Origin of the sequence: Natrarchaeobius oligotrophus (assembly GCF_003841465.1) — an archaeon.
Classification (GTDB): Archaea; Halobacteriota; Halobacteria; order Halobacteriales; family Natrialbaceae; genus Natrarchaeobius; species Natrarchaeobius oligotrophus.
In genome coordinates this window covers 337,260-349,325 of the sequence record NZ_REFZ01000002.1, presented here as the reverse complement: position 1 = coordinate 349,325, position 12,066 = coordinate 337,260, and the positions used below count along the sequence as shown (strand labels likewise).

The window sequence follows — 12,066 nt, the reverse complement described above, 5'->3', positions numbered from 1 at the left end:
GACGTACGCGAACGTCCGGTAACGCGACGGGATCGGTCCGATCGAATTCGAATAGCAAAACAATTAAGAAGGTCGATAGCAGTCCTCATGATATATGAATATCACAGAGTCGTTTAAGCACCGAGAGTGGCCCGATTTATCGAGAAAGGGTCGGGTCACGATACTCGCCTGGATCGCAGCGCTTCCGGCACTTACAGTGATCGTCCTCTACCGAATTATCCCGATCCTGTACAACTTCTATCTGTCGTTCAACGAGATGAGTTACACCGGCGAACTCACGTTCGTTGGACTCTCGAACTATCGAAATTTGCTTCACGACCCGGTGTTTCTGCGGAGTCTGGCGAACACGTTCGCGCTGATGGCGACGATTCCGGTGGGAATCGCCGTTGCGCTCGGACTCGCTATTCTCCTGAACCAGAAATTCCCCGGGCGAAACGTGTTTCGGTCCGCGATATTTCTCCCGTACATCATCATGATGGTCGGAATCGGCGTTATCTGGCAGTACATGTTCCAAACGGATGCCGGGGTGATCAACTACCTGTTGTTGCAAACCGGACTGGTTTCCGATCCGATCCGCTGGCTGTCCAGTTCCCGATGGGCGCTCATCTCCGTGTTGATCGTCCAGGTCTGGAAGACGGTCGGATTTTACATGATCATCCTCCTCGCGGGGATTCAGATGATTCCGACGCAGGTCTACGAGGTCGCTCGCATCGACGGTGCGAGCCGCTGGCAGCGCTTTCGGCACATCACGCTCCCGCTGCTTCGTCCGACCATCGGCGTGTGCTTTCTCGTCGGGATCGTCACTACGTATCGCGCGTTCGATCTGATCATGGTGATGATGCCACAGGGCGGACCGAACCACAGTGCTGAAATCCTCCTGACGTGGATGTACAAGCAGGCGTTCTCCTACGGAGAGTTCGGATACGGGGCCGTCTTGACGATGGTCATGTACGTCGTCGTGCTCCTGATGGTGTTCGCTGGCTGGAAACTGCAACGGAGGTCGTTCGAATGAGCAGAATCAACGAAATCGTTTCGACTGCGGACGCACGCAGAATCTACGATTCGCTTCAGCCCCGACAGGACAGCGGGTGGAACTACCGACTGCGCAAGTTCGGAATGTTCCTTCTGGGTCTGCTCGCAGCGATCGCGTTTTTCTTCCCGCTGTACTGGCTGATCATGATCGCGCTCACCTCCCAGGCGCTGATCGGCAGGGAGCCGTCGATCCTGATCACGGATCCGTCCATCTTCAACTTCGTTACGGTCTGGTACCAGAGCGATATTCTGGTGTTGTTCGCGAACAGTCTGATAATCACGATCATCGCGGTCGTCGGAAACCTCGTGTTGTGTTCGTTCATCGCGTACTCGCTCACGCGGGATTTCCACGGCAAGCGCGGGCTCGAGATCCTTCTGGTCGCGGCGATGCTCGTCCCCTTCCAGACGTCGATCATCCCGGCGTTTCTCGTCACGAGAGAACTCGGACTGTTGAACAGTCGACTTGGAGTCGCACTCCCGTTTACGGTCTCGGTGATCATCATCCTGATCCTGGCGAGCGCTTTCAGATCGGTTCCGCAGTCGCTCGTCGACTCGGCCAGGATGGACGGTGCATCCGAGCTGTACATCATCTTCGGGGTCTTCTGGCCGCTGTCGCGGCCCGCACTCGCGACGACGGCGATCCTCTCGTTCGTCTGGATGTGGAACGAGTACATGTGGCCGCTCGTCGTCATCAGTTCACCGTCGAACCGCCCGCTACCGCTCGGGCTGGCTGAGTTCCAGAGCACGCTGGCCGGAGAGTTCGCGCTCCAGTACGCGTACGTGATCCTCATCACGCTCCCCGTCATCGTCATGTTCCTGCTGTTGCAACGCCAGTTTATCCGAAGCATCGCCCAAAGCGCACTCAAGGAGTGATCACTCATGAAACGCATAACCGAACCCATCAGGCAGATCGGATTGCTCGTCGGCGGGACGCTGACGCTGCGGCGTCTCCTGTTGCACCGCGTCACGATCCTGCTCGTCGTCACACTCGTGCTCGCTGGTGGCACGATGATCTACGTGAATGCTAACAACGACGGAACCATTTCCGGTCAGGTCGTCGGTCCGGACGGCGAACCGGTCGAGGATGCGACGGTTCACATCTGGCCGATCCACTTACAGAGCGTCCAGCAGGAACGAACGACCACGACGGATGCAAACGGTGAGTTCGAGTTCACCGATCAGACGGACCTCCTCGAATTCCGAATTCAGGCGTCCCACGACGATCTCGGCACGAGCGAGGAGCGACACGAACACCTCTACTTCGAGGGACAGAACGTGGAAATAGAGCTCGAAATCACGGATGACTGACCGACCGAACATCCTGGTGTTCAACCCCGATCAGCAGCGCCCGGACGGGTTGGGCTGTTACGGTGGCGCTCCCGCCACGCCAACCATCGACGAACTCGCGTCGAACGGACGACGGTTCACGTCGGCTTTCGCGACCAGCCCGCTGTGTTCGCCGAGTCGCGCGAGTATGTTTACCGGCTTGTATCCCCACGAACACGGCGTCTACGGAAACGACGTTCCGCTCCCCGAGAACAACACCACGTTCGTGGAACTGCTCGCCGACGTCGGGTATCGAACCGAACTGATCGGGAAGTGGCACCTCGGCGTTCCGGTCGACCGCCACACCGGCACGCTCTGGCGGGACGCGCCGCCCGGCTTCGATTCGATGGCAACGGCGCTCGAACACGACGTACCGCCGGGTGAAGAGCCCGATTACCTCCGCTACCTGAAGCGAGAAGGCGTCGTCGACACCGACGCGGACGAAACCGCGTGGCGGGACGTACCCGATAGTTCGGTGCCCGTCGGCCGATCGGCGATTCCGGCGGAACATCACTTCACGACGTGGCTCGTCGATCGCGCGATCGAATTTCTCGACTCGCACGACGACGAGTCGCCGTTTTATCTGCAACTGTCGGGATTTTACCCTCACTTTCCGATCGCACCGCCGGCGCCGTACGACCGGATGTACGACCCCGATGCCATCGAGCTTCCGGAGAGCCGCACGCTCGAGTCGTTCGAGGACAAGCCTTCCCTCGAGACGGCGACCGTCGCCAGATCGGATTACGAGGAGTTTTCCGAGGACGATCTCCGCGCGGCGTGGGCGCTGACCTACGGCCTCTGTACCCACATCGACACCCAGCTCGGTCGCCTACTCGAGGCGCTTTGCGATCGGAATCTGTTCGAAGATACCGTCGTCGTCTACGTCTCCGATCACGGCGAGATGCTCGGCAACCACGGACTCCTCTGGAAGGGGCCGTTCATGTACGACGACGTGCTCCGGGTGCCGTTGCTCGTCTCGCATCCGTCGATCGAATCCGGCGAGACCGATAGCCTCGTTTCGCTCGCGGATCTTCCGCCGACGCTGGCCGAACTGGCTGGCTGTTCGTTCCCGGCCGAGACTCCCGGCCAGTCGTTCGCGCCGATTCTCTTCGGCGAACGGTCGGACCACCGTTCGACGGTGTACGCGGAGTATCTGACGGATGAGAGCACTTTCGGGGCCAATCCGGATCACCCGATATTCATGGTTCGAGGAAAGCGCTACAAGTACGCGGTTACCGACGGACAGGGTGAGGTGCTGTACGACCTCGACGACCGACCCGCCGAGATACACAACCGCGCAACCGATCCCGACTATCGGGCCGTCAAGCGGTCGGTTCGAACCCGCCTGGACCGAATCCGACCGTCCGCCGTGTGACGACCGAAACCGAGGCCGGTCACGGTTTTCTCGCCCGCAGATGTTCCGCTCCGAGCACGACGCGGTCGTCGATCTCGGAGCCGCCGGATCGACGCATCGTTCGAGAACAGACCGATGGGTTTGGAATCGGTGCCGACGCGTGGTGAACGTAGCGCCCTGTCTCTCCTCCGCGTGAAGGCTGCGATCGGCCGAGTCCGACCTCTGACCGTCTCGAAGGACGAGTTCTCGTTAGATTTTGCCGGACGACCGTCGACCGCTATTCGCGCTTGCGAGCCGTCGATTCCTTTTCGACCCGATCGATCGGCGCTTGCTACCATCCTTCTAAAATATATTGAAGCTGAGTAGATCACGGACATCAAAACCGTTCTACCTTTCTGTTTCGAGAGGGTGATTCGCGCGTTTCACACGCCCACCGAAACCGAACCCGAGAAACGAATCGCGAGTTACGACGTGAACCGACGAGCATCGGCCAGCTCGACGTCGGATTCTGGCACAGAATCGACCGCCGCTACCCCGAGACGTACCGAGCGCCGGGGGAGAAGCGGGCCGATCAGGGCGACGACGCGAGAGCCGTCGATCCGGTCCCTGCAATCGCTCGTCGCGGTCGATCGCGAAGTTCTCGTTCGCGTTGAGATCGCGCTTTCTCCGTCCGCTTGCCGATCCGTCGATGCGTCTCTCACCCCGCTGCGAACCCGTGTCACCGATACGCTGCGACGCCTGGGCCGACAACGTTCGATTCGGGTGGTGGATGCGACCACGCGGACTCGTCGACCCGGGCGACCTATCCTCTATAACTATCTAACAAGCTATATACTTTTCAACCTGATAGCTACCGAATCACATTGCGTTTCTCCGGCTGCCGAGCGACCCTCCTCGAGCCGGAAGGTGTTTATCGGCCGTCCGCCAATTCCAAACTGTGACACGGACGCGCGATCACGTCCTCCGGATCGACCTCTCGACGCGGTCCGTTCGTCGCGACCGCGTTCCGGAGCGGTGGCGTCGCCTGTTCCTCGGGGGGAAGGGACTCGGCGCCCGTTACCTGTACGAGGAACTCGAGGCCGAGACGAATCCGCTCGGTCCCGACAACCTCCTCGGTCTCATGCTCGGGCCGCTCTCGGGCTGTCTCCCCGGTGAAACCCGATACGCGGCGGTGACGAAGTCACCGCTCACCGGCGGATTTCTCGATTCCTACGCCGGTGGCCGGTTTCCCGCGCGCCTCGCGGGTACCCTCCCGGACTGTCTCGGCGTTCTCGTGACGGGACGCGCCGACTCGCCGGTCGCGGTTCGAATCGACGAGGGAAGCGTCGAAATAACCGCGGCCGACGGCCTCGCCGGTGCCGATACCGAAACGGTCGCCGAGTCGTGTCCCGACGCTGCGACGGCGTGTATCGGCCCGGCGGGCGAAGCGATGGTCCGGTACGCGTCGATCGCGTCCGACGGCGGCGACCACCACGCCGGTCGCGGGGGCGCGGGCGCAGTCATGGGAGCGAAGAACCTGAAAGCCGTCGTCGTCCGCGGCGATCCGGTCCGTCCGACCGGCGAGCTCGCGGAGCTCCGTCGGGAGTACGCCGAAGCGTACCGAAACCACGACACCGGCCGCTGGTTGCGCTCGGGAGCGACGATAGAGAGTCTCGACTTCGCCGACGAGACCGGACTGCTCGCGACTCGAGGGTGGCAGGAGACGGCGTTCGACGGGAGCGACGCGATCGGGGTCGAAGCCGCGAAAGCGGCCGCCGTCGAGCGCGAGTATTCCGACGACGACCACCCCGGCGGCTTTCGCGTCGAAACCGACGACGGCGACACCGTCCCCCGCGGCGCGACCGCGATGACGCTGGGTGCCGGCCTCGGTATCGACGACTTCGACGACGTCGCGACGTTGGGGGCCGTCTGCGATCGACTCGGGATGGACGTCATCGGCGCCGGGAACGCCGTCGCGTGGGCGATTCGCGCCGCCGACGCGGGATGCGTCGATCTCGACGTCTCGTTCGGCGACGCCGACGCGGCCGTCGGGCTCCTCGAGCGGATCGCGACGCGCGACGGCCCGATCGCCGACGCGCTGGCCGACGGCGTCTCCGTCGCCGCCGACCGGTACGGCGGCGAGGCGTTCGTCCCGACCGTCAAATCGATGGCCGTCCCGTCGTACGATCCGCGACGGGCCGGAAGCATGGCGCTGGCGTACGCGACGAGCGACCGCGGGGGCTGTCACCGCCGAGCCCGTCCCTTCGAGCGAGAGGTGTTCGAGGGGGAGTGGACGCTCGAAACGCAGGTGCGAGCCGTCGTCGCCGCTCAGGACGTTCGATCGGCGCTGTGGTGCCTGCCCACGGACGACTTCGTGGGGGACGTTCTCGACGATCTGGGTGCCGAGTGGCTCGCCGCGCTCGAACGGGAGTACGACTCGAGCGATCTCTCCCGGCTCGGCAGGCGGGTCTGGACGCTCGTTCGACTGTTCAACGTCCGGGAGGGATTCGACAGGAGCGACGACAGCCTCCCGCCGGTCTTTCGCGACCCCCCTTCGGCGGGCGGACCGTCGATCGACCCCGACGATTTCGAGCGAGCGCTCGACCGGTACTACGCGAGCAGGGGCTGGGGGCCGAACGGCCGACCGCTCCCCGAGACGCTCGCCCGACTCGAACTCGACGACGTCGCCGACGACCGGACGCCGCTTGGCTCCCCCGGGACCGATCCGAACTCGACGTCCGCGGCCGGCGATCGCTCCGAGTGAGCGCGTCCGGCCTGCTACGAAAATGTGAGCTCGTTCGACCGCTCACCGGAGCTCCAGCCCCTCGGCGCGTTCGACCGCGAGGTCGGCGATTTCCTCGACGGTCCTGTCGGATCGATCGGCGAGCACTCGCAGCAGCATTCCGAGTTGAATCGCCGCCGTCTCTCTGAGCTCCGTCGCTTCCTCGGTGTCGTTCCCGAAGTAGTACTCGTGGTGACCGTCCTCTCGGACGAGCCCGGCGTACACCGACGCGAGGTCGTCGTCGGTGATCGCGTCGGCGGCTCGTGCCCGAAGTTCATCGAATTGCTGGTTCGACATCGTTTCGTGCGAGCGCTCGAGCCCTCCTCAACGCTTCGATACCGATCGTCTCGAGACCAGCGCGCTCGAGTCTTCGCCCCACCCTCGACGTCAACGCGCGCGTCGCCGCGATCGTCTCGAGATCGCTTCGCTCGGATCTCCGCCACCCGAATCGACGGGACAGACCCCGAACGAGCGCGTCGGACGTGCGAACGGCTGCCAGCCGACCGGCCCCTACGGTCTCGCGGTTCGGAGTGACTTTCGGGTAGTTTTTTGTATCGTTCCTCGAATGATTGCCATCGATGACGGATGAACCAGGAGCCGTTCGCCGTTCGCCGGTCGTCCGCGTCGCGGCGGACGTCTCGTCACAGCGGGCCGACCGCGTCTGCGCCGCCGCCCGCGACGCCGCGACTTCCGTTCCGGTCGTCCGCACGGGACCGACCGGCGTCGACGACCTCGAGCCGCTGCTTCTGGCGACCGACGGCGGACGGACCGCCCTCTTTTCGGATCCGTCCCCGTCCGCGGTCTCCGACCTCGTGATCGAGTTCGAGTCGGACGGCGTTCCGGTCGCGGCCGCCGACGCGACGGTCGACCACGATCCGGACGCGTCGGCGCTTGCGACCCCCGAAACGGGCGCGCTGTCGGTGGGCTGTCGACGCGTTCTCGAGCCCTGTGGCTGGGTCGATCCGCTCGAACCGACCGACTACGCGCTTCGCTCCGATGAGCGACACGCTGGCGCGGTGGCGAACGTGGGGATTCGCGGCCGCGGAAGGGGCGACGCCCGCGAGGACGAGCCGGCCGCCGAGGCGTGGGAGCTGGTCCGCGAAACGGACGGCGAGCCGGTCGTCGTCGTCAACGCGAACGAACCCGACGACCGACACCGCGCGGATCGAACGCTGCTCGCGGGGGCCCCGATTGCGGTCCTCGACGGCGTCGCGGCCGTCGCGGCGTACGTCGGGGCCGAGGACGCGGTGATCTACCTGAACGAAGGCGACGAGGGCCTCGAGCGCCACCTTCGACGGGCCGTGGACGCGGCCGCAGACGCGCTCTCGATCGCTCCCGAGGTCGTCGTCGGCCCCGACGAGTACCGCGCCGGCGCGCCGACGGCCGCGCTCGAGGCGATGGAGGGTGCGGACAGGATCGAACCGCGCCGACAGCCGCCGACGCCCGCGGAGTACGGCCTCTACGGCCGCCCGACGATCGTCCACACGCCGCGGACCTTCGCGCAGGTCCAGCGAGCGCTCCGTGACCCGGACTCGTTCGACGCCGACGCGCCCGATCCGGGAACGCGGCTCGTGACCGTCACCGGCGACGTCGACGCGCCGACGACCGTCGAACTCGAGACGACGACGGAACTCGCGGCCGTTCGGGACGCCGTCTCGATGACCGGCGCGTTCAAGATGGCCTGCGTCGGCGGCGTCTTCGGCGGGATAACCGCTGATCTGGACGTCGTCGCCTCCGAGCCGGCGCTCGCGGCGGCCGGCCTGGGGACCGACGGCGTCGTCGAACTGCTGAACGACGGCCGCTGTCCGGTCGCGACCGCCGGCGAGCGGGCGCGATTCGCCTCGCTCGAGAACAGCGGTCGGTGCGTTCCGGGGCGCGAAGGGACGAAACAGCTTACCGAACTGCTCCGCGAGACGTACCGGGGCTCGTTCCGGAGCGACGAGATCCGCGAACTGGGCCGGGTCATGTCACGCTCGAGCAACTGTCGGATCGGTGCCTGCGCGCCGCGGCCCGTGCTATCGGCGATGAACGAGTTCGAACCCGAGTTCCGAGTTCACGCGGACGGACGCTGTCCGAGCGGAACCTGTTCCGAGAACCTATGAGTACGGACGATCCACTTCCGAGAGTACCGGCGATCGACGATCCGAGCGAACGGACGCCGGTGACGGCGACGTTCGAGACCGGAACGGCGAACGACCCGCCCGCCGGCACCACCGGCGACCGTCCCACGACGCTCTCGATCGACGGAGCGTCGGTGACCGTCCCGCCAGGATCGACGATCATCGACGCGATGCAGGCGATCGACGACGAAATCGTGGCCGTCGGCCCGGGTGCGGACGCCCTCGAGAACGCAGCCGACGTTCCGGCGCTGTGTTACTACGACCGGGACGGCGACGCGAGCGACGAGATCGGGCCGAGAAGCGAGTGTCGGACCTGCATGGTCGAGACTGACGAACACGGCCTCGTTCCCGCCTGTTCGTACCCGGCCGAGGATGGGCTGACGGTTCGGACCGACACCCCTGACGCCGAGGAGAGCCGGAGCGTCAACCTCGACCTCGTCCTCTCGAACCACAACCTCCGCTGTACGACCTGTAACGGAAACGGCCGGTGTGAACTGCAGGACGCCGCGATCGGCGAGGGCGTCGACCACCCGCGCTACGGCGTGTTCGCGGATCGAGACGAGTACGAGCCGCTCGACGACACCTCCTCGTTCATCCAGATCGACCGCAACAAGTGCATCCTCTGTAACCGATGCGTCGAGGGCTGCAACGACGTGCAGGTGGAGGGCGTGCTCCGGATCGAGGGCCACGGCGAGGACACCCGGATCGGGTTTCAGTCGGACGCGGAGACGATGGCCGAATCGGAGTGCGTCTCCTGTGGACACTGCGCGACGGTCTGTCCGACCGGCGCGCTCACCGAGAAGGGGATCGGCGGGCCCGGAACGCTGCCGCTTCCCGGCTTCACGCAGCGCAACTCCATCGGGACCGTCGTCGAAGCCGACGCCGTCGAGACGCTGGACGAGACGAGCGCGCCCAACCGATCCCCCGCTCCCGGCGGAACTGACGCCCCCGAATCCGCGGGCCGACGGGACGGGGACGAACCGACGGGGATCGCTCGCTACGCGCGGATCGCCAGGGAACGGGCGACCAATCTGGCCGCCGAGTACGGCCACAGGGCGATGCTGGCCGGCGAACACACCGCCGAGCGCGTCGCGATGACGACGCTGTCGGAAGGCCGACTCTTCGACGTCGCGGACCTCGTCGGCGACGTCCGCCTCGATCGGATCGACGTCGAGGAGACGACGTGTGGCTTCTGTGCGGTCGGCTGTCGGTTCGAGATATGGGGGAAAGACGGCGAGACGCTCGGCGTCGAACCGGTCGATGAACCGTCCGCGGCACCCGCGAACGACTTTTCGACCTGCGTGAAAGGGAAGTTCGGTCACGAGTTCGCCAACAGCGAACGACGGCTGACGGAGCCGCTGGTGCGAACCGACTCGGGCGAGTTCACGGCCGTCTCGTGGGACGAGGCGCTCGAGCACGTCGCCGAGAACCTCCGCCGGATTCAACGCGAGCACGGCGTCGACGCCGTCGGCTGTCTCGCGTCGTCGAAGGGGACGAACGAGGAGGCCTACCTCGTACAGAAGTTCGCCCGACAGGTGCTGGGAACGAAAAACGTCGACAACTGCGCCCGCCTCTGTCACTCCTCGACGGTCGCCGCGCTTCAGCAGACGGTGGGCTACGGCGCGATGACCAACCGCATCAACGAGGACGTCGGCGAAGCGGACGCCTACCTCATCACCGGCTCGAACACGACCGAATCCCACCCGGTTCTGGCGACGCGGATCAAGCGGAACGTCCGCGACGGCGCCGACCTGATCGTATTCGATCCGCGAAAGGTCGGAATCGCCGAACACGCGGACCAGTACACCCGGACCAGACCCGGCTACGACGTGGCCTGGATCAACGGGCTGATTCGGTACGTCGTCGAACACGACCTCCACGACGAGGCGTTCGTCGAGCGCAACACCACCGGCTTCGCGGACCTCCGCGAGAAGGTCGAACCGTACACGCCCGAGCGAGTCGAGGAACTGACCGGCGTTCCGGCGACCGAACTCGAGTCGGCCGCCGAGACGCTCGCCGCGGCCGACACCGTCGTCTTCGGGTGGGCGATGGGAATGACCCAGTCCAGCCACGGCACGCAGAACGTCCTCGCACTCGCGAACCTCGCGCTCGCGCTGGGTCAGCTCGGCAAGCCGGGCGCCGGCCTCTCCCCGTTTCGCGGCCAGAACAACGTCCAGGGCGGCGGCGGTGACATGGGGACGCTCCCCGGGAGCCTCCCCGGCTACCAGGATCCGGCCGACGACGACGTGGGGGCGACGTTCGCGGAGGCCTGGGGCGAGCGCCCGCCGGCCGAACCGGGACTCACGGTGCCGGAGATGTTCGACGAGGCCCACGCCGGCAATCTGCGGGGAATGTACGTCGTCGGCGAAAACCCGGCACTCTCCGAACCGGACGTCGACCACGCCGGGGAGGCCCTCGAGGCGCTCGAGTTCCTCGTCGTCCAGGACATTTTCATGACCGAGACGGCCGAACACGCCGACGTGGTGCTCCCGGCGGCGACGTCGCCGGAGAAACACGGGACGTTCACGAACACGGAACGGCGAATCCAGCGCGTCCGGCCGACGGCCGCCCCTCCGGGCTCTGCCCGCCAGGACTGGGAGATCACGCAGGCCCTCGCGAACCGGCTCGGGTACGACTGGTCGTACGATCACCCCCGCGAGATCATGGACGAGATCAGCGACCTCGTGCCGATCTACGGCGGCGTGAGCTACGAGCGGCTCGAGGAGGGTCCCCAGCACGGCCTCCAGTGGCCCTGTCCAACCGAAGACCACCCGGGAACCCCGTACCTCTACGATTACGAGGACGGAAACTTCAACTTCGACGACGGGCTCGCGCGGTTCGTTCCGGCGGACAGCGGCCACCCCGGCGAGATTCCCGACGAGGAGTACCCGCTCACGCTCACGTCCGGTCGCGTCCTCTATCACTGGCACACGGGCCAGCTCACCCGCCGCGTCGAGGGGCTCATGAGCCACGTCGGCGAGAGCTTCGTCGAGATCCATCCGGAGCTAGCCGCGGACCTCGACGTCGCCGACGAGGAGTACGTCCGCGTCGAGTCCCGACGGGGCGAGATCGTCGTCAAGGCGCGAGTGTCGGATCGCGTCGACGCGGGCACGCTGTTCATCCCGATGCACTTCGCCGCCGGCGCGGTCAACAAACTCACCCAGAAGACGTTCGATCCCCAGTCCGGCATCCCCGAGTACAAGGTCTCGAGCGTCCGCGTCGAACCGCTCGGTCCGGAGACCGACGCGGACGTGCTTCGGACGCCCGACGTCGGTACGGGCGACGGAACGGCCGTCGACGACTGACGCCGATCGCGATCCCCGCGGCGGCGTGAGCGACACGGCGGTTCGTCGGGGCGCTCGAGACGTCGGTGGATTATCGTTCGCACACGGGGCGCGGACGCCGACGAGACTGGTCCTCCCGGCCGTCGCGTACTCGTCAGTGGCTCTGTCGCTTCCCGTTTCGCGGTCGAC

General features: G+C 65.6%; 8 protein-coding genes. 7 read left to right on the top strand and 1 reads right to left on the bottom strand.

Annotated features, from left to right (window positions below; genetic code table 11):
* Positions 1 to 94 precede the first annotated feature (94 nt).
* From EA472_RS04395 to EA472_RS04375, 5 genes are all read left to right on the top strand, one after another.
* The gene (locus EA472_RS04395) at positions 95 to 1,012 is read left to right on the top strand and encodes a carbohydrate ABC transporter permease (RefSeq protein ID WP_124190290.1); all 918 of its coding nucleotides are present in this window, start codon (positions 95 to 97) and stop codon (positions 1,010 to 1,012) included.
* On the top strand, positions 1,009 to 1,905 hold the full coding sequence (locus tag EA472_RS04390) for a carbohydrate ABC transporter permease (protein ID WP_124190289.1): 897 nt from the start codon (positions 1,009 to 1,011) through the stop codon (positions 1,903 to 1,905). Before EA472_RS04395 ends, EA472_RS04390 begins: the two co-directional genes overlap by 4 nt.
* Positions 1,906 to 1,911: 6 nt before the next feature.
* Positions 1,912 to 2,340, top strand: coding sequence for a carboxypeptidase-like regulatory domain-containing protein (locus tag EA472_RS04385; RefSeq protein ID WP_124190288.1), 429 nt, complete (start codon positions 1,912 to 1,914; stop codon positions 2,338 to 2,340).
* Entirely contained in the window at positions 2,333 to 3,733 is a 1,401-nt protein-coding gene (locus tag EA472_RS04380; RefSeq protein ID WP_124190287.1) for a sulfatase-like hydrolase/transferase, read from the top strand. The genes EA472_RS04385 and EA472_RS04380 overlap by 8 nt, the downstream gene beginning before the upstream one ends.
* 916 nt (positions 3,734 to 4,649) lie before the next feature.
* Complete coding sequence (locus EA472_RS04375; protein WP_207891121.1) at positions 4,650 to 6,455, top strand: aldehyde ferredoxin oxidoreductase family protein; 1,806 nt, start codon at positions 4,650 to 4,652, stop codon at positions 6,453 to 6,455.
* 42 nt (positions 6,456 to 6,497) lie between these two features.
* Here EA472_RS04375 and EA472_RS04370 read toward each other — a convergent pair whose 3' ends face one another.
* The gene (locus EA472_RS04370; protein ID WP_124190286.1) at positions 6,498 to 6,770 is read right to left on the bottom strand and encodes a hypothetical protein; all 273 of its coding nucleotides are present in this window, start codon (positions 6,768 to 6,770) and stop codon (positions 6,498 to 6,500) included.
* 281 nt (positions 6,771 to 7,051) lie between these two features.
* Between EA472_RS04370 and EA472_RS04365 the strand changes: the two genes are divergently transcribed.
* Both EA472_RS04365 and fdhF read left to right on the top strand, forming a co-directional pair.
* Positions 7,052 to 8,575 carry an NADH-ubiquinone oxidoreductase-F iron-sulfur binding region domain-containing protein gene (locus EA472_RS04365; RefSeq protein WP_124190285.1) on the top strand — a complete coding sequence of 508 codons (1,524 nt, stop codon included), beginning with the start codon at positions 7,052 to 7,054 and terminating at the stop codon, positions 8,573 to 8,575.
* Entirely contained in the window at positions 8,572 to 11,898 is a 3,327-nt protein-coding gene (gene fdhF, locus EA472_RS04360; RefSeq protein WP_124190284.1) for a formate dehydrogenase subunit alpha, read from the top strand. Before EA472_RS04365 ends, fdhF begins: the two co-directional genes overlap by 4 nt.
* Positions 11,899 to 12,066 lie beyond the last annotated feature (168 nt).